Annotated in this window: 24 protein-coding genes; 7 read left to right on the top strand and 17 right to left on the bottom strand. The window is 60.5% G+C overall.

Going from position 1 to position 17,475, the window contains the following annotated elements; translation table 11 throughout:
- Window positions 1-68 precede the first annotated feature (68 nt).
- On the bottom strand, window positions 69-320 hold the full coding sequence (locus NCT05_RS13670) for an RES domain-containing protein (protein WP_250502557.1): 252 nt from the start codon (window positions 318-320) through the stop codon (window positions 69-71).
- Between the two features lie 35 nt (window positions 321-355).
- A complete protein-coding gene (locus tag NCT05_RS13665; protein WP_250502552.1) occupies window positions 356-715 on the bottom strand; it encodes a DUF2384 domain-containing protein in 360 nt (119 codons plus the stop codon).
- 423 nt (window positions 716-1,138) lie between these two features.
- Here NCT05_RS13665 and NCT05_RS37215 point away from each other — a divergent pair, with 423 nt between their 5' ends.
- A complete protein-coding gene (locus NCT05_RS37215) occupies window positions 1,139-1,294 on the top strand; it encodes a DUF6723 family protein (protein ID WP_502801789.1) in 156 nt (51 codons plus the stop codon).
- A gap of 449 nt (window positions 1,295-1,743) precedes the next feature.
- Here NCT05_RS37215 and NCT05_RS13655 read toward each other — a convergent pair whose 3' ends face one another.
- Both NCT05_RS13655 and NCT05_RS13650 read right to left on the bottom strand, forming a co-directional pair.
- The gene (locus NCT05_RS13655) at window positions 1,744-2,112 is read right to left on the bottom strand and encodes a response regulator (protein WP_250502551.1); all 369 of its coding nucleotides are present in this window, start codon (window positions 2,110-2,112) and stop codon (window positions 1,744-1,746) included.
- Between the two features lie 129 nt (window positions 2,113-2,241).
- A complete protein-coding gene (locus tag NCT05_RS13650; RefSeq protein WP_250502550.1) occupies window positions 2,242-2,436 on the bottom strand; it encodes a hypothetical protein in 195 nt (64 codons plus the stop codon).
- A 92-nt stretch (window positions 2,437-2,528) separates the two neighbouring features.
- Between NCT05_RS13650 and NCT05_RS13645 the strand changes: the two genes are divergently transcribed.
- Window positions 2,529-2,744, top strand: a complete 216-nt coding sequence (locus NCT05_RS13645) for a CsbD family protein (protein WP_250502549.1) — start codon at window positions 2,529-2,531, stop codon at window positions 2,742-2,744.
- Window positions 2,745-2,793: 49 nt separating this feature from the next.
- The gene (locus NCT05_RS13640) at window positions 2,794-3,051 is read left to right on the top strand and encodes a hypothetical protein (RefSeq protein WP_250502548.1); all 258 of its coding nucleotides are present in this window, start codon (window positions 2,794-2,796) and stop codon (window positions 3,049-3,051) included.
- Window positions 3,052-3,635: 584 nt separating this feature from the next.
- Here NCT05_RS13640 and NCT05_RS13635 read toward each other — a convergent pair.
- The 3 genes from NCT05_RS13635 to NCT05_RS13625 form a co-directional block, all read right to left on the bottom strand.
- A complete protein-coding gene (locus NCT05_RS13635) occupies window positions 3,636-3,839 on the bottom strand; it encodes a hypothetical protein (RefSeq protein ID WP_250502547.1) in 204 nt (67 codons plus the stop codon).
- A 726-nt stretch (window positions 3,840-4,565) separates the two neighbouring features.
- Window positions 4,566-5,048, bottom strand: a complete 483-nt coding sequence (locus NCT05_RS13630) for an RES family NAD+ phosphorylase (RefSeq protein WP_250502546.1) — start codon at window positions 5,046-5,048, stop codon at window positions 4,566-4,568.
- Entirely contained in the window at window positions 5,045-5,551 is a 507-nt protein-coding gene (locus NCT05_RS13625) for an Xre family toxin-antitoxin system antitoxin (protein ID WP_250502545.1), read from the bottom strand. The genes NCT05_RS13630 and NCT05_RS13625 overlap by 4 nt, the downstream gene beginning before the upstream one ends.
- A 180-nt stretch (window positions 5,552-5,731) precedes the next feature.
- Between NCT05_RS13625 and NCT05_RS13620 the strand changes: the two genes are divergently transcribed.
- Window positions 5,732-6,217: a ProQ/FINO family protein gene (locus NCT05_RS13620; protein WP_250502544.1), complete on the top strand. Its 486-nt coding sequence runs from the start codon at window positions 5,732-5,734 to the stop codon at window positions 6,215-6,217.
- A 109-nt stretch (window positions 6,218-6,326) separates the two neighbouring features.
- Here the strand turns inward: NCT05_RS13620 and NCT05_RS13615 are convergent, their stop codons facing one another.
- From NCT05_RS13615 to NCT05_RS13605, 3 genes are all read right to left on the bottom strand, one after another.
- Window positions 6,327-6,977, bottom strand: a complete 651-nt coding sequence (locus NCT05_RS13615) for an RES family NAD+ phosphorylase (protein ID WP_250502543.1) — start codon at window positions 6,975-6,977, stop codon at window positions 6,327-6,329.
- Window positions 6,970-7,659 (bottom strand): hypothetical protein, encoded by a 690-nt coding sequence (locus NCT05_RS13610; protein ID WP_250502542.1) that lies wholly within the window; start codon window positions 7,657-7,659, stop codon window positions 6,970-6,972. Before NCT05_RS13610 ends, NCT05_RS13615 begins: the two co-directional genes overlap by 8 nt.
- A gap of 289 nt (window positions 7,660-7,948) precedes the next feature.
- Window positions 7,949-8,395: a hypothetical protein gene (locus tag NCT05_RS13605; RefSeq protein ID WP_250502541.1), complete on the bottom strand. Its 447-nt coding sequence runs from the start codon at window positions 8,393-8,395 to the stop codon at window positions 7,949-7,951.
- Window positions 8,396-8,700: 305 nt separating this feature from the next.
- On the opposite strand from NCT05_RS13605, the gene NCT05_RS13600 reads away from it, so the two are divergent.
- A complete protein-coding gene (locus NCT05_RS13600; RefSeq protein WP_250502540.1) occupies window positions 8,701-10,473 on the top strand; it encodes a Rieske (2Fe-2S) protein in 1,773 nt (590 codons plus the stop codon).
- Between the two features lie 192 nt (window positions 10,474-10,665).
- Here NCT05_RS13600 and NCT05_RS13595 read toward each other — a convergent pair whose 3' ends face one another.
- Window positions 10,666-11,070, bottom strand: coding sequence for a ProQ/FinO family protein (locus NCT05_RS13595; protein WP_250502539.1), 405 nt, complete (start codon window positions 11,068-11,070; stop codon window positions 10,666-10,668).
- 246 nt (window positions 11,071-11,316) lie between these two features.
- Window positions 11,317-11,430, bottom strand: a complete 114-nt coding sequence (locus NCT05_RS36995; protein ID WP_350030087.1) for an antitoxin MazE-like protein — start codon at window positions 11,428-11,430, stop codon at window positions 11,317-11,319.
- Window positions 11,431-11,509: 79 nt separating this feature from the next.
- Between NCT05_RS36995 and NCT05_RS13590 the strand changes: the two genes are divergently transcribed.
- Both NCT05_RS13590 and NCT05_RS13585 read left to right on the top strand, forming a co-directional pair.
- Complete coding sequence (locus NCT05_RS13590) at window positions 11,510-11,980, top strand: excisionase family DNA-binding protein (RefSeq protein WP_062257660.1); 471 nt, start codon at window positions 11,510-11,512, stop codon at window positions 11,978-11,980.
- Entirely contained in the window at window positions 11,980-12,561 is a 582-nt protein-coding gene (locus NCT05_RS13585) for a PIN domain-containing protein (RefSeq protein WP_250502538.1), read from the top strand. The genes NCT05_RS13590 and NCT05_RS13585 overlap by 1 nt, the downstream gene beginning before the upstream one ends.
- A 165-nt stretch (window positions 12,562-12,726) precedes the next feature.
- Here the strand turns inward: NCT05_RS13585 and NCT05_RS13580 are convergent, their stop codons facing one another.
- From NCT05_RS13580 to NCT05_RS13560, 5 genes are all read right to left on the bottom strand, one after another.
- Window positions 12,727-13,041, bottom strand: a complete 315-nt coding sequence (locus NCT05_RS13580) for a type II toxin-antitoxin system RelE/ParE family toxin (protein WP_250502537.1) — start codon at window positions 13,039-13,041, stop codon at window positions 12,727-12,729.
- Window positions 13,038-13,307 carry a type II toxin-antitoxin system ParD family antitoxin gene (locus NCT05_RS13575; protein WP_250502536.1) on the bottom strand — a complete coding sequence of 90 codons (270 nt, stop codon included), beginning with the start codon at window positions 13,305-13,307 and terminating at the stop codon, window positions 13,038-13,040. The genes NCT05_RS13580 and NCT05_RS13575 overlap by 4 nt, the downstream gene beginning before the upstream one ends.
- A gap of 195 nt (window positions 13,308-13,502) precedes the next feature.
- On the bottom strand, window positions 13,503-14,549 hold the full coding sequence (locus tag NCT05_RS13570) for a porin (protein WP_250502535.1): 1,047 nt from the start codon (window positions 14,547-14,549) through the stop codon (window positions 13,503-13,505).
- A gap of 145 nt (window positions 14,550-14,694) precedes the next feature.
- A complete protein-coding gene (locus tag NCT05_RS13565) occupies window positions 14,695-16,074 on the bottom strand; it encodes a uracil-xanthine permease family protein (protein WP_250502534.1) in 1,380 nt (459 codons plus the stop codon).
- A 38-nt stretch (window positions 16,075-16,112) separates the two neighbouring features.
- Window positions 16,113-17,411 (bottom strand): MFS transporter, encoded by a 1,299-nt coding sequence (locus tag NCT05_RS13560; RefSeq protein WP_250502533.1) that lies wholly within the window; start codon window positions 17,409-17,411, stop codon window positions 16,113-16,115.
- Between the last annotated feature and the right edge of the window lie 64 nt (window positions 17,412-17,475).

The raw sequence follows: 17,475 nt of genomic DNA, 5'->3' as shown, positions 1-17,475 counted from the left end.
CCCAAACGAAATCGAGAATCCGCCGCTGTTGTAGTTATAGCGTCGGCGCAGGGCGGGAGGCGCTCATTTCATTCCCACAAGGAAGACCACTTTCCGCTGTCATATCCGCCGGTGAATTCAACGATAGGGGCGGCCGTGAGTGCGTAGCTAACCAGCGTTTCCGGTGGCATCAAGGATGAAAGCTGCTGATGCTCTCTGACGGCGGTGTCGTGATCCAAGGCCAGATAGAGCGCATTGAGTCCGACGCGGTTCGCGCGACCGCCATTCGTTCCTGCCCCGCCTCCGCTCGTCGGTGCGACCGCCCACCTCGGAACAAGCATCCGGTATGCGGTCACTCCGGACAGATCAACTAGGATCATCCCGCCGCGCCCGCTTCGAGAGATGCAACAAAACGAAGAACGTCGTCTGCGCAACCGTCGGACACCAACTGTTCGGCGGTTTTGTAGTCGAACACCGGCAGGGTTTCGTTCCGATACCAGAAAAGAGCCTTCGAGATGTCTCCCGTGAGATCGCTCGCTGCGCGGATTACTCTTAACGCATCGCGAAGGAATCGTTGTACGCTTTCGGACGCAGGTTGTCTGCTAATCGTATTTCGATGTACGTGCGCTTGCTGCGCCAGAGTCTGCAGATCGATGTGCAACGCTTCGCCGAATCGACGTGCCGAGACAATCGGTGCCGGATCGTCCGGATCCTTCGCCGTCTCGGCGATGGCCATTGCGCACGTTTTACAGTACGGCTCGGAGCGATCTTCGCGAGGTCGAGGTCGAGCTCGTACGGATTGTCTTCGACGAAGAGAAACGATTTCACGATGGCGGGCGCGGTACCGGTTTACTGTTGCTGCAATGACCGTTCCGATCGCGTTCCGAAGTCGAGCGATTTTGGGCATCGGGTGACGGGTGTTAGCGCTTTCTCGTTCGCACGTCATTGGACATGGAGCAGATTGTGCGTGATGTGGCGAGAACCAAGGTTCAGCGTGCCCCGAGTCGTGCCTTTCGCCATGGACAACAATAGCCTGCGCCGGCCCAAGCTGGTCTTCTTTCCAACGAAGTGCCCCGAGCCGACTCCCGGTCATTCGGTGGACGATTACCGCGTGTACGCGTCGTATCGTCCGGGCACCACCGGGTGATTCATCGGTACATTGAAGGTGGTACGTGTGACGGACGGACGACTGCTCTTTCCTTTTGATGGCGCCGAGGAAATTGGTCCTTTCGAGACCAAGGAGGCGGCGAGAGACGGCGCGTCGCGTCGTGGTATGGAGATCGTCGAAGCGGACCTCCATTCACCGGAACTCTGACCGGATACATGGGGACGTCCGCGGAGCGACTTGCTGTCTTGTATTAGGCAGGAGGCCGGCTGACAGAACTGCTTTCGGAGGTCGTATGAAACTGATTCTAGGAAATGCCTGCCTGTGCGCGCTCATTGTCGTTGTCATCGGCGTTGCGCACGCGGCAGGAACGGAAGGGCAAGGGTCCTCCGCATCGAGCTCGAAAGAATTTGCAGCCTCGGGGCAGCGAGACGGTCGAGTTAGTGGACAAGGATCCGCCGGCGGCATGCAGCCGTCCACGCCGGGCGGCAACACCGGGAGCACGCGGGATAGCGCCCGTCCTCCAACTCAAGAATCTTCGGGCGGTAGACAGCCCGTCACGCCTTTCACGCCGGCGAGCGGTGCCAATCAGAACTCGTCCGCCCGAAAAAGCAAGCCCGCCTCCGAGTAGAACGCGTGCCCGCGACAAAAGGCGACGTTTAAGTGCTGGCGGGCCCGACCGGCGCCATAAACTCGATGAGTTCGAACAGGCAATGTAGAGTGTTACCTTTTCGGCAGAACGCGTCGATCTGCGCTTGTTTGCCGCGTTCGACGACCTCAGCTTCGTCGAGCGAGCTATACCCGATGATAGGAACCGCGGCGAAGCAGGCCGATTCACGCATGGCCGTAGCCACCGCGAATCCATCACAGAGTGGCATCTCAATGTCCAAGACAACAATGTGAGGTTTGAATGTTGGCGGCGTCCTCAATGCTTGCCGCCCTCCTTCGACGACCGTTGCTCGGAACCCTTCGATCGCCAGAACAGCCGCAAGCGCGTCCGCCCCTGCGCGATCGTCGTCGACGATCAAGACAGCGACGGGCGGAGCGACGCTCTGGAACGATCGGACGCTCCACATACCGGAAGGACGGAAAGAGCTGGGCTGCATTGTTTGAGAAGACGGATTTTTCGAGAAATCAGCAACGGCTATGCCGCAGGTTCACTTGCTGGTTTTCGAAGAACCTAGCTTCCTGAGGACCTTTTCGGCGTCGCAGCGCGCGGCTTCTTCGCTCGCGAATGCTTCCTTAGAGTGATGAAGCACGAGCGATGGCCCGCCATCGGGATCGACCGCCAGTGCGATCCAGATCCAGCCGCCTGCCTGACGTTCAACCTGGATTTCCGGAGAATCGGACACGGTTAATTATCTCCCGCAGACATCAACGGGGTCGGCACTCTCCTTGCGAGTGTAGTCAAGCCTGCGATCGGCAGGAATTCAGGAGAACCGCAATGAATGAGGACCAAGTCAAAGGGGTCGGCGAAAAGGTGAAGGGAAAAATTAACGAGGGCGTCGGCAAGATGACGGACGATCCCGCACAAGAAGCGAAGGGCGAGGCACAGCAAATTGCTGGCGAGGCAAGAAAACAAGTCGGCAACGCCGAAGAGGATGCGAAAGACGCAACCAATGAGGCTGTGGATCGAGACAGTGGCTCCAACGCACCGTGATCTACTAGTTCAAGAATGAGGGAAGCCGTGTAAGGCTTGGGAGAAAGCCATGAATCGCATCTCAGCTCTGTTAAGCGTCCTCCTTGTAGCGGCAAGCACGAACGTGTTCGCGCAGACCACGCAAAAGGCTCCGTCACCAACGCCTCAGAACGGCGCCACGAAGAATCAAGCGGCCGACAGCGCTTCCAGCGGGGCAAGCGCCCCGGGCGGCCCGACACTGATGCAGCAACGTGAAAAGGGCATGTCGCCGGATGGCGCTTCGGGGGCGGACGCAAACGGAAAGGCGAGTGGGAAAATAAAACAATAAAGCTCCAGGCCCGTCTCCGACGCGGACTGGTCGCAGACGGGCCATCGAGTGCTGAAAGGTCCACCCGCAGCGGAGGACGGAGAGAGTGAACGGTTCGCCCTATCCAGCCGGAGGCACCGCGACGCGCCCAACATAAAGATTCGTGGACTAGCGATGACCGTCTGCCAATACGTTTAGCGGGCGGCGCCGGCTGGTATGACAACGCAGTGCACGTTTCAGCTGTTCACCTGTCGGCTTCGCGCGCGAAGGCCTCTTCCAGCCGGACTTTCGAAAACGTTGGAATCGGCCCAGCGCAGCGACACGCCGGCTCTCTGCTCAGGGGCCGCCCGGTACCCAACGTACCTTCTTTTCGTTGCGCCGTGATACGCTGAAGTCAACAAATAACAAGACCGTACCGGACAAGGCCCCCGTGCGCTCTGGGAGACGCGATGGAACAAGACCAAGACGAACCCATTATCTTGCATATCTACCGCCTCCCGACCGGGTTGTGGGGCGGGCGACTGTCTGCGGGCGAAGACGTGATAGGTGAGCTAGGGGCTTTCCCGTCCACACAGGAAGTCGAGCAGGCCGCCGCCGATACAGGTTTAAATCCGGATCGTGTCGAAATAGAATCGGAGCAATAACCCTGTGATGCCATGACCTCCACTGAACTCTCTCTGGCCGTCATCGAGTACCAAATAGCTGCCAGGACGGCGGATCTTGTCCGGCTCCACGAACAGCTTTGCTCCACGCGCAAATGTTTCGATGAATTCATAGCAGCCTTTAACGCCATTGCCGTTCTGGAGCACGATTTAGCGCGATGGGAAGAACTCAGTGCGGCTATCCGGAAGAAATGATGGATCAGAGGAAAGACAGATGCGAAGCGCGAAATCTCCGGCCGCGTTTGGGCCCGGCGGGCTAAGGGGAAAACCGTAGGTCCGCCCCGCGTGACGCTTTCCGGGGCGTCAGGTATTGGGCGGGCCGGATTGTTCGGCCGTGGCTGACTCCGTCGTTCGCTATGACGCCCGACGGCTCTACATGGATTCCTTGCTCTTTTCAAAAAAGTTTGGACATCGCTGACCGTCACGCCCCCTTTGTTAGCGGCCACTTTTAGCTCGTCGTGGGTAGAGCCGAATTCGTCGCTCCAGTATCGGCACATCCCCTTCGGTCTGCCGGTCCGCCGTCGTTTTTTATCATCAGAAATGACCCCGGTACTCTAGCGCTTCGTTACTTTCCTGAAACCGCCACAGAAGCCTTTTATCGAAAGAGCCCGCGTCTCGTTCATGCCCAACCGAACTTCCTTGTCGTCGAATCGCCCTTTTGCAAAGCTCGATGACACTGGCAATGATTTGCGGGCCGCTCCCGTTGAAAGCATGGAAGTAAATCCCGTTCGGCCGCGGATGGCTTTACATGATAGAAGTAAAGTTTTTCTAGTAGTCATCCTAATCCATCGGCAGCGGTGCTACCGAACGTCTCAATCTTTCGCTCACGGCGTTCGCTTGTTTATTAGAGGTACGTAGCCCGGAATGGCGGGATCATCGCACTGCCTGGCCAAACAGCCGGGGATCCAGCGTAAAGGGTTCCGCGCTTATGACCTTGACGCTCGCCATCGCCGGGTGCATCGGGTTCAAGAGCAGATTGAAATCACTAGGGCAAACGACGGACGGAACCCGCATCGCTAATTGTTCACCAGCTTCGAGCCATTGGCGACCGAGCGCCCTTGTTGCTGCGGGATCGTGTGTCAGGTCTGCCCAGCCTTCCGGCAGCCCGGGTATCAGCGCGTCGTCGTAGACCGCGTCCGGCACTTCCAATGTAACCAAGAAATACCCGCCGGCCGGCAGCAAGCCGGCCATATGCACCAGCGCTTCGAGCAGCGCTGTCGACGCATGGCAGCAGGTGTAGAGCACCCGCATGCCACGCGGGTTCCAGCGGCCACCAGCGATCGCCGCACCATTGCCGCTTAGATCATCGGCGCGGTAATACCCGCGCCGTTCTTTCGCCAAGCGGTAAAGCCTCATGCGGACACGCCGTGGATCACGCGTAGCAGAATCTCGCGCACGCGATCGTAGCCCGGTTGCGAGTCGAGCACCTCAAGCGGGCTGAGTCCCGCCAGCTCCGCATTCGATCGCTGCATCCATTCGGCGGCCAGCGCCGGATCCTCAAACACCTCGACGGCGAGTTGACGCACGTAAAGCACACGTGCGACGCGGTCCGACTCGGCCGGCGACAGACGCTCCTCGCGCGCCATCTTGCGCAGGATCGTGGAACTCGGCAGATTGAGATTCGAGAGCAGTTTTTGAACCGGCACGTGCAACAAGTCCTTCGCAACGCGCTCAATGATCGCGGCTTCCATGCCTTCGCGGATCTGGCGGCGTTGCTCGAGCGGGTCGAACCTGACGAGGAATGTTTCGATATCGTCGGCGTGGGCGACTGGTTTGCCAGCGCCAACCCGTGACTTCCTCGCATGCGCTGCGGTTGGGCGCGCGGCCGCATGACGCCCGGACGGCGGATTCAAAGCCATGGCACCAATCTCCCATATGAAAACATTACGACTCTCATTGTAGATGATTCCCGAACGGGAACCAAATTGCTCCCATTTGGCATCCGCGGTAGCCGGCGTGCCTCAGCAGTTCTCGGGCGCCAGGACGGTGATGTTGGAAGGCGACTGGTAAAATTTTGCGACTGATTTCAGGCAGGCACCATGGGATTCGAACAGCTCGCTGCGCTCAAGGCGCAGCTGAACCAGAGCGCGAAGGAGCAAAAGACCGCATCGCGGCCGACGTCAGCGCCGGTAGGCGTTGCGCGGGAAATCAAGCAGCCACCGAAGCGTCTGCGGACATCTGCTGACGCGGCCGCGCGCGCGGTCACTACGCTGCAACGACATTTCCCGCGGGCATTTCCGCGCAGTCCGACACCAAAGGTCCCGCTCAAGGTCGGGATTCTTAAGGACGTGCTTGCGAGAGCGGCGTCGCTTGGACTCAGCGAGCGAGACGCTCGAAACGGCGTGAAACTCTGGTGCCGTGGCCAACGCTATTGGACGTGTCTCGTCGAAGGCGCTGTGCGCGTGGACCTTGCTGGGGCAGTCGCTGGTGCTGTCACCGCTGCCGAAGCAGAGTACGGGACAAGTCAGGAAAAGACTCGGCTCGCACGCAGGCGGGAGCAGATTGCGAACGATCGAAGTAATTGACCGCGTTGACCAGTAAACAAGCTTTGATTGCAGGTCCAATTTGACATAAATGTATTTATCGCATTTCAGTAAATGGCTACCTCATTGTCCGTTCCGCAAGCTTTTCCATTCAAAGGGTCGGCGTCACGGTTGCGCCCATTTCGGCCAGCAACTCGACGATTAGATGCTCGTAGTGCTCGATGTGACGGGACCGCTTCAAATCGATGATGGGCGCTGACATCCGGTCGCCAAACAGCATCACAGCCATTGACTGGTTGTCCTGCTTGGACATCCACATCAGCCCTTGGGCCTCGGGCATGTTTTGCCACACCCATAGCGCCCATTCACGTGTACGCGGATAGTCGGTCTTGTCGCCATCAAACAGATCCGATGGCGCCAGGCCCGGTCCACGCAATCCCGTTGCCGTCAGATTCGCCAGTTTCAGGTCCGCCAACCCGATTTGGCTCAGATGCAAAGACGAAGCGAGGTCCCGCTCCAGGTCGTGCTGATAGCCGGCAGACGGCGTCGGCACGTCATGCAGAACCACTTCCATGATCGCCGCCCGCTCAGATGCGGCGGCATAGATTGTCGGGATGACTTTCCCGTTGTCCGGTCGATGCAAAGGACTGAAACGAGCGTTGCCAAGACCGGAATCGTTGAAAGCGTCCGGCGCGTAGTGGCCTGTCGTCGAGTCGAGCGGATGAACACGGAACCACGTACCAGTCGAGACCTTGCTGAGCGTGAGTGCAGACGCCGGCGGCGGAAACACCGAACTAACCATGCACCGCCCCGACAACATGATCCTTCGCCGCTTCGATTACCGCTTGCGGGTTCGTTGCAAGAACCTCACGCGGGCGTTTGCCGCGGAGCATACTATTCGTCGACTCGAACCAAGACGCGATTCGAAATGGCCGGTAGCCCTTGAAAATCTCCAGGATCTGCGCGACTTCAGGAATTGGGTTGCCGAGCTCGTCGAAGGCATACTTGGGATAGAGTGTCTGGCCTGCGCGTTCAATCGAAAAAATCTTGCCCTCTCGCTTCCACCGACTCGTCACTGCATGCTGATTCGTCGCGTCGGGATTTTGCCGCTCACCGACCCTCTGCGCAGTCAACCACGTGGTTCCGTTGAGTACAGCTGCAACAGCCTTCGCTTCCAATTCTGCCCGCGAGTCAGTCAACAGCGTGACCGGGGACGCGTCGACCAGCCCCTGCAACACGAGCCCTTCCTGTTCACTGACGCTCAAGCGAACCTGGCGTGTCATCTCAACCTTCGCTGCCGGCGTGAAATCCGCTGTCTGGATCTTGTCGATTAGCATGGTCGCGGCCGCTCGAGTGGCGTCGAGCGCCATAACGTAGCGACCGATATCGCTGGCGCCCCCCTGGGTGGTACTCCCCAGCGGCGATACCAACGCAATGTGCGCGGCGGCCGCACCCTTCGGACCCGCCGATTGCGCCTTGGCCATGTTCATCCTCAAATTAGGATTGTGATTGTATTTATATATATCACAATTCTCACATTTCAAGGCATTGAGGCGTGAAGGGCGTGAAACAATATATCGTAACGAGCGCTTCTCACTACTGCACCGCGCGCTGCCGTCCCCCGCAGTTGCTGGTGAGCGGGTACATCCGATTGTTCGTTGCTAAGGCAAACGTTTCCCGTGAAACTAATTATATTTCGACCCTAAAAAAGGTGACCATACGACTCGTGCCTAAGGCTGCGACTGCTTGCACTCTTCTAGTCGTCGACGCGCTTCACGACCCGCCTTTGGCCCGTAGCGACGTGACATATTGCTTGGCCGCTTCGTTGCCATGCACAAGCGCCCGTGACGCAAGGGCCAGGGCCAACTGCGTTTCATGAGCCACTGCGCTGCGATCGGCCTCGAAAAGTTTGACCGCGTGCCGGAGATGCTGTGCGTCCTGAGTATGGAGCGCCGACGCCGCTCCATGATGTTGTGCAGCCGTCAGGTCACTGTCAACGGAGCCTGCCGCCGATGAAGCGCTCGCATGCTTGGCAGCGACATGAACCTCGTCGATGGCATGCTGGGCGTGGCCGTGCGCCAGCACTGCCAGATAGGCGGCATGCTCGTAATTCTTGGCGGCCTCGTAAGACTGCGAGGCCTCCCGATGAAACAGCGCTGCCTGCTCGTGATGCGATGCTGCGGCCTCCAGATGCCCTACTTTGCTTGGCTTGGTGGTCATGACGGCCCGCTCCAAAGGCATCCCTTCAAAAACGACGGTTCCGTGCGACCTGCATGTGCGGGAATCTCTCATGAATTTACCCCCGCCATCGCCCATGTCAACGAAGCTGATCCGCTACCGTCAGAAAGTCGGCGCGTCGTAACCGAACTCGATCGCGTCCGCCCGACAAGCACCTCCACGCCGTCGACGTGGTTCGCCGCTCCTGACGAAGCCAGGCTGCTGGCTAACTGGAGAGTATGCTGAGGTTTCGAAGGGGCCGGACGTACCTACGACGTCCGGAGAAAGATGAATGCCGAGGTGGGCGCATGGATGCACCGAATCGAGAATTCGCGTTCGCTGGGAGCCTTGAAGCGCTGAAAGCGAAGGGACGGCTGGTCCTGCATGGTGACCATCGTCCGATCCTCATCGTCTACGACCGCGGGCGCATCTTTGCCCTCGATAATCGTTGTCCGCACATGGGCTTCCCGCTTGAGCGAGGGACTGTCGAGGACGGCATCCTGACCTGCCATTGGCATCACGCGCGCTTCGATCTGGAAAGCGGCTGCACCTTTGACCTCTGGGCCGACGACGTACCGAACTGCGCGGTCGAAGTGCGCGATGGCGACATCTGGGTGGCGACCACGTTCAGTCATTCCGATCCGGCGGCTTACTGGCATCAGCGGCTCACGGACGGCCTCGCAGATGATCTCGGACTCGTTATCGCCAAGGCCGTGCAAGGGCAGCTCGCGGCCGGCGTGCCGGAGGCGGACATCGTGCGGCAGGCGGCGCTCTTCGGGGCGCGCAATCGTGATGGCTGGAGCGTCGGTCTCACTATACTGACGGCGCTCGGCAATCTCCTGCCCGTGCTCGCAGAGGGCGACGCCTGGCTCGCGCTCTTCCACGGCGCGCGCCATGTCGCGGCGGACTGCGACGGCGAGGCGCCGCGGCGGGAGCGTGCGCCGCTCGAAAGCCGGCCGCAGCCAGCGACGCTCAAACGCTGGCTGCGCCTTTGGACCAACGTGCGCCATCGCGAGGCGGCCGAGCGCACGCTGTTGACGGCGATCGTCGCGGGTCACTCGCCGGCCGTGCTCGGCGATGCCCTGCTGTCGGCCGTGACCGGGCGGACCTTCGCCGACACCGGCCATGCGCTCGACTTCATCAACAAGGCCTTCGAATGCCTGGATCTCATCGGCTGGGAACACGCGTCGGCCTTACTGCCTGCGATCGTCGCGCAGATGGTGACCGCCCGTGGCGCCGAGGAATCGACCGCCTGGCGACAGCCCATCGATCTCGTCGCGCTGTGCGACGAGTCAGCAAGCGAAATGGCGCAGCTCTTCGCCGCCGGGCACCGCTTGCCGGGCTGGTCGACACACGCGACGCTCGGGCGGGAACTGCTCGGCGACGATCCGGCGAAGATCGTCGATGCGCTGAAGGCTGCGATCCGCGAGGGCGCCACCCCTACCGACCTGGGACAGTCGCTCGCCTATGGGGCGGCGCTGCGCGTGGCCCGCTTCGGCAACGCCAACGAGCATTCCGACTGGGAGACAGCCCACCATGTCTTCACCCATGCCAACGCGCTCCACCAGATGTTGAAGCGGATCGGAAACGCGGGCATCGACGGCAACGTCGCGGCCTTGCGGGCCATCATGCACGGCGCGATGGCGCTCTACCTTGCCCGTTATCTGAATGTCCCGCCGGCTCGCATCCCGGGCGAGGACAACGATCAGTCCGACGACCTTCCCGCCGACGAGGAGTCGATCCTCACCGCCCTGCTCGACGCGTTCGACCGGCAGCGGCAGGTCGATCTCGCGTCAAGGCTGGTGGCACGGCATCTCGCGCTCGGCCATCCGCCAGAAGCGCTGGTCGCTACGCTCGCGTTCGCGGTGCTGCGCGAAGATGCAGGCTTCCATGCTTATCAAATGCTCGAGGCAGGCGTCCGACAATTTTCAGTGTGGGGCAACACCGGAGAGGGTCGCCATATTATTATCGCGATCGCCCGCTATCTCGCGGCCCATTCGCCTACTGAACGCAAGGCTCTGCAAACGGCCGATATCGCGCAGCGCTTGATGAAAGGCGGTGAACTACACACAGAGCGCTAGCTGGATAATTCGACAGAGAATGATGAGTCTTCTGCATTGCTACAGGCACCGGATGGCTGTCACCGCTGAGAGAAGCTTAGAAGCCGACGGAGCCAGAGACTCAAAGCGCTTTGATCGTAACGATTAGGAATACGCGATAAATTGATCTGTAGGTTATGTCATTTGATCCGCAGTTGATGGATGTTTTGCCGGTCAACGCGGTTGACCAAGGTGATTCTTCGCAATCTGCTCCCGCCTACGCGCGAGCCGGGTCTTCTCCTGACCTGCGCCGTACTCCGCTTCGACAGCCGTGACAAAGCCGGCGATTGCGCCGGTGAGATCCACGCGTACTTCGCCTTCGACCAGACAGGTCCAATAGCGTTGGCCACGACACCAGAGTTTTACGCCGTTACGAGCGTCTCGCGCGCTCAGTCCAAGCGACGCCGCTCGGGCAAGCACGTCCTTGAGAACTCCGACCTTCAGAGGAACCTTTGACGCGGGACTGCGCGGAAAGGCGTGCGGAAAATTTCGTTGCAGCGTGGCAATTGCGCGCTCGGCCGCGTCAGCAGACGTTCGCGGAGGCTTCGGTGGCTGCTTGATTTCCCGTTCGACGTCCACTGCGATGACGTCGAGCGTGAAGCAACCGTTCTGCTGGTCGCGCTTTGGTTCAGCCGCGCCTTGAGCGCAGTGAGCTGTTCGAATCCCATCGGGCGTGCCTTAAATCAGCCTGCTGATTTTACCAGTCGCCTTAAAACATCGCCGCCGTTAGTCCGCGTCCTCCCTGTCACCCCTATGGTGGAGACTGCTCGCTCAAATCGTTCTCACTCACCGCGGAGAAGCTGGCTCGGAAACGGGGGCAAGTTCTCATGGGCGCTCGTCGCTCCGACGACGACGTTCCTTGGCAAATCCATCGCGCTGCGTGTCCGGCACCCACATCGGTACCGGGCGCGGCCCGACTAGACCAAACGGCGGACGGATGTTTCACTTGTTGCACACTTATTGCATTTATTGCATTTATCGCGTATGCTGGTTTAGAAAACTCAACGAGGGTATCCCCATGACAACGACGAATCGAATCCGGGAGGTGTCTCCGCCACCGATGAGTCAGAGTGATCTCGAAATGGCGCGGGTTGCCCAGCGTTGCATTATGGAAGCGCTCGATCACTCGCGTGCGGCCGCGATTACCTTGACTACCGACACGGGCGAGCACCCTTCTATCGACGTGCCTCCAGCGGCGCTCAAGCTAATTGGTCAGCTTCTGGGCGCGATGAGCGAAGGGCGGGCGATTTCGGTCGTGCCAAGCCAGAAAGAGTTCACGACCGTCGAAGCGGCGCACTTCCTGAACGTTTCACGGCCCTTCGTGATCAAGGAAATCGAAGCGGGAAGACTTCCGCATCGAATGGTCGGGACGCATCGGCGAGTTGCTTTCGGAGATTTGATGGCGTACGCCAATCAAATGCGCGAGCGGCAAGAATCCGCATTGGACCGTATGGCCGACAACGCACGCGATCTGGGTCTGGACTACTGATGGCGGGGAATGCGCGTTACACAGCCATACTTGATGCTTGTGTGCTCTACTCCATCGCCCAGACGGATGCGCTGCTCAGTCTGGCGACTGCCGGGCTTTTCGGCGCCAAATGGTCGAGCAGAATCGAAGAAGAATGGATGCTGGCGCTTGTACAACGTCGCCCGGATCTGGAGGACAGGCTTTGGGTACGACGAGACGCCATGCGCGACGCCGTACCCGACTGGCAAGTGCTTGATGAAGCGTGGTCTCCGCTAGTCGAAAGTCTCAATCTCCCCGACGCTAACGACAGGCATGTTCTAGCGGCCGCCCTAGCCGGTCACGCGGATTGCATCGTCACCGCAAATGTTCGCGATTTCCCTCAAAGCGCTGTTGCGCCGTACGGAATTGAAATCGTACATCCCGATCGATTCATCGTGAACCAATGGGATCTTGAGCCGCTAGTCACGATCTCATCATTCAAACGGATGCGTGCTCGACGCAAACGACCACAAAGCTCAGTGGAAGAATTCGCGACAGTGCTCGAACAAAATGAGCTGCCGATGACCGCGCAGCGAATTCGTGAAGCTCGCGAGCTGATCTAGACCCCGCGGCGCTCGGGCAAGGACCGGTGCTCCTCCGTGAATATCCGAAGCGTTCGCCCCAATTGAGCATTTCGCACTACGTATGAACGTGTGGCAATTAAGTTTATGTCAAAGTATCAGCGGTTCGTGTGCCACGGCAACCGTCAATGGGCGTAGCAAACTGCTTCATTCATCCTCATCAGGGGTCAACGCCGCTTCGTAATCTTGACCGCCGTAGAAGACACCAACGATTGAGACAACCTCTGGGTCCAACGTATAGGCGATGATGGCTCGCTTGCGGAAATGAGTGACTCGAAGTCCGGGCAGCAGATCGTCTCTTGCGACACCACGTGCCGGGAATGTCTGGAGCTTCATGCAGCAATCGACGATCGAATCAACGTATCGTTCTGCTGTGATCGGAGCGCCAGCATCGGCGATCCTCTTCTCAAGTCTCCGCAGTTGATTGAGCGCTTCGGGCGCAAACTGGACGCGCCAATTCATTCATGGCGCGAGCGAGATTTCTTCAGCTCGGCACGTACCTGATCGGCTGACAGTGCACGGCTTGGATCGTCCCGAAGTGCTTGCGCTGCAGGGACGACCTCGTTTCGCAGCCACGCTTCGACGGCACGGTCACGCTCGCGCAGCGCGCGAAGCGCGTCTCTCAGCACTTCGCTGTCAGACGCGTAATCACCGCTTGCGACTTTTGTGCGGATGAACTCGGCCATCTCGTTGGGTAGAGTGATGCTCATCTGCTGCGTCGTTCTCATGGCAGCCTCCTATCAGTAGGATTTAATCCTACTCGCTTCCGCCGTCGCGTGCAACAATGCTGCTGCTTGGCCGTCGACCACGTAAGGCCCAAGTTCCCGTCAAAGCAAGCGTGACCTCGTTCATTACGTGAGTGCTGATGACTAGTTACGTCTTCCCAGCCACCAACGCCTCAGCCTTGTCAGCCTCCGAATCTGTCAGAACCAGTGATTCATACCGAACGAGAGGCCCGTCTGCTTCTCGTGCAAAGAAGGGTTCAGCGTCGCATTGGTCGCGTAGCCGCCCGTGAAATGCGTGTAGTCAATATCAGCGTAAAGCAACGTGCGCTTCGAGAGCGAATATGTGACACCCAGAATCGATACGTCCTTTCTGCCGCTCAGGCCATTGGTCGTATTCTTGTTGTCGTAATAGGCGGCCGTCACATTGAAGAACGACGTCGCATGATATCGCACGCCGCCCCACATGTACTGATTGCGCGTCTTTCCGGCCATCGTGGACGGAACGGCTTGCATCATGAGCGAATAGCCGCCCATGACTTCGACCGGCCCGAACGTCACGCCGCCGCCCGCCGTGTACTGATCGTTGCCGAAATACGCACTGGACGTCGACGGAACCGGCGTGGAGCGGCGCGTATAGCCCGCGCCGACATTGAAGCGCTGCGTGTGGTAATTGAAACCGCCCGCAATCATCGAACCGCTGGCGAGACTGCCGGGCACGCCGCCTGGCGCGTAGTCCGCGCGTGCCGTCCACGGACCGAAGTCGCCGTGGTAGTAGATTGCGTTGTCGTCCCGTCCGCTCGTGCCGCCGGAGATCGCCGCCGCTTCGGTGACGGAAAGATAGTCGAGATCGAACGGCTCGAACTCCTTGATCAGCCTGTGCTGCAACGTGAATTGATGGCCGATATCGACCCGTCCGAAGGCGCCGCCGACACCGATCGTCGAATTACGCTGGAACATCTGGTTGGTCGTGCTGCTGTTCGCGCCGGTCGACAGAACGTAGCCCGCCTCCAAGTTGAAGCGAACGTAGTATCCGCCGCCCAGGTCCTCCGTGCCCACAAAGCCCCAACGGTTCGATTTGTACATCCCGTTCGAGGCCATCGTCAGCGCCGCGCCGCCTGCCTTGGTGCCGTTCACCAGATTGCGCAGACCGCCGTCAAGCGAGCCGTACAGCGTGACGCTGTTTTGTCCGTACGCGGCGCCGCTCGACAGCCCCACCAACGTCAATGCGGTCAGCGACCGTCTCATTCCACTTCTCACCATTTCTCCTCCAGTTGACATCGTTAAATTTGTGCATCGAGGATCGGCGGTGTCATCGCCCTCCTCGTGTTGGTCGTCGATTCGGCATGCTAATCGATGCATATCGCATGATTCATTCACTTCACTTCGATGCTCAATGCCGCATAGGCGTGGCCGCGGCGGATGGCGTCGCCGATGGCCGCGGCGACGAGCACAGCAACGTGTGCAGCACGACGAGCGTGAGGCCGCCCGAGATCACCGGCTGCTGAAGCACGAGCTGGAGCATCAGCGGCATCGCGTGCATGACATCCGGCGAGACGAAGAGTCCGCCAAGGCCGATCAGAAAAGAGAGTCCCGTCGCGATCAGCTGGCGGTCGTCCCACTCGACCTTCGCCAGAATATGCACACCGTGCATGAAGACGACGCCGAACAGCAAGGTCGCGGCAGCCGAGATCACGGGAATCGGCACGACGACGAGCAGCATGTCGAACTTGACGCAGCCGCCGAGCACGATCAGGAAGATGCCCGCCGTCAGCGTCACGAAACGCGACCCGACGCGCGTCGCGCGCAGAATGCCGATGTTGTCGGGATACGCGATCGTGCTGAAGCCGCCCAGCGTCGCGGCGATGACCGAACCGAGCGCGACGCCGAACAGTCCCTCGGACATCCGGCCCGGCGTGAGCGTTTCGTCGCCCCAGTCCGCAACCGTCTGGTACAGCGCCATCGACCCTATCCCGGCGGGAATCAGCACGAGCAGAAACACGGCGACGAAGTCGGGACGCACGCCGAAACCGAACGGAAAGACGCGCGGCAAGACGACGAGCGGCGCGGCGGCCACCGCGGCGAACGAAATGGGCTGGAACAGCGTGTAGGCGAGCGTGCCGAGCGCAAGGCCGAGCAGGATGGAGACGCGGCGTGTCCAGCGGCCGCCCCACAGCATCGCGAACACGATGCCGCATACCGCCACGCCGCCCGCGAACAGGTTCACGCCCGGAAAACCGGGACTCGCGCGGTTGCCGATCCACGTCGGCAGCGCGACGCTTGCGATCTGCACCATGATCAGCATCACGATCATCCCGGAGATGATCGGCACGCGCAGATGACGTGCGAAGAGGCCCGCCACGCTGCGCCCGCGAATCGGCACCGTGAGCAGACACCAGATCAGCGACGCGGCGAAGAACGAGCCGAAGGCGGTGCCGAGCCCGCCCGCCTGCATGTGCCCGACCGTCAGCAGCGCGCCGAAGCTGCCCGCATACGGCCCTTGCGCAATCGGCAATCGCAGCAGGCACACCGACTGCAGGATCGTGATGATCCCGCACGCGATGAACGTCATGCCATAGAGATACGCGATCTGCGCATCGGGCAGATGAAACGCGCGGCCAAGAATGCCGGGAAACACGAACATGCCCGTCATGCCGAACACGTTCTGCACGCCGAGCACGGCCAGTTGCGAAAGCGGCAGGCGTTCGTTGATGCCGACATCGAAGACGCGCGCGCTGACCGCGCTCTGGCTCGAGACGCCTGGCTTCGACATGTCTGAACTCGGGGTGGTTTGCATTGGATTGAGGCGAATCAGTCGTCGAGCGGAACGCCCTTGGTTTCGGGACCGAGCCAGATCGACACCATTCCGACGACGAACAGTAGCGAGACCGCCGCCGACGCCGCCGGGAACGAGCCGAACTTCGCGACGACCACATTGCCGGCAAGCGGTCCGATGCTGGTCAACGCGCGCGCCATGTTCCAGCAGAAGCCCTGGCCGGTTGCGCGAACGCGCGTCGGAAAAAGCTCGGGCAAATAGGCGGCGAAGGTGCCGAACGCGCCAATCACGAAGTAGCCGTACAAAGGCATCAGCCACAGCACGCCGCCGATGTCGTGCACCGTCATGAACAGCACGAGCGAAATGGCGAGCGAACCGACCGAGAAGATGAAGTACGACATCCGCCGCCCGAGCGCGTCGAGCATCCAGATGAGCGTGAGATAGCCGAGCGTTGCGCCGATCATCATCAGGATGAAGGCGTAACTCACCGTCGAGCCGACGTCGCGCTGCCCCGACGCCGCCGCCGACAACTGATGAATCCAGCTCGGAAGAAACGTGAGTCCGCCCCAGCAGCCCAGCATGGCCGCCGACGCGACGAGCACGCCCACGATCGTCTTGCGGCGCAGGCCCGGCGCGAAGATCGCGGCGAAGGTCCGCAGGGCCGGCTCGGCGTCCACGCTCGCCCGCACCTTGACCCAGCGCTGCGGCTCCGGCACGAAGAACCGGATGAGAATCGTGACGAGCGCGGGCGCCGCGCCCATGCCGAGCACCCAGCGCCAGCCCAGGCTGCCGAGCAGCAGATTGTCGAGCGCCGCAGCGAGAAATCCGAACGCGAAGGCCATCTGCATGATCTGCATGGCGCGGGCGCGATACCGCTCCGGCCACGATTCGGCGACGAGCGCGGCGCCGGCCGCCCATTCGCCGCCAATGCCGAAGCCGGCCATGGCCTGCGCGGCCGCGAGCTGCGTCCAGGTCTGCGCGAATGCGCTCAGCAGCATGAACGTGGCATAGATCAGGATGGTCCACGCCATGACGCGCGAGCGGCCGAGCCGGTCGGCGGCCACGCCGAACAACACGCCGCCGATGCCCCACGTCAGCAGCTTGCCGGCGATGATGTAACTGCCGATCTTGCTGATCTGCGCCGCGTCCGTGGTGTGCATCAACTGGCTCACGCTCGGCACGAGTACGAGCGTGAAGAGATTCAGGTCCATCGAATCGAACATCCAGCCGAGGAACGCGGAAATCAGCGTCAGCCACTGATAGCGCGATAGCCGGAATGTCGGCGCCGCGGCCGATGCCGCCACACGCTCGTCAACCTCCTGCGAAGTGTCCATCCCTGCTGTCTCCTGGTCTTCTATCGTTTTAACGACCGGACGCACATGGTGCGGCCTTTTCGGC

Source organism: Caballeronia sp. AZ7_KS35 (genome assembly GCF_023631045.1).
Lineage (GTDB): Bacteria > Pseudomonadota > Gammaproteobacteria > Burkholderiales > Burkholderiaceae > Caballeronia > Caballeronia zhejiangensis.
Note: the sequence above shows the minus strand (reverse complement) of the source record. Positions and strands in the feature narration are given on the sequence as shown.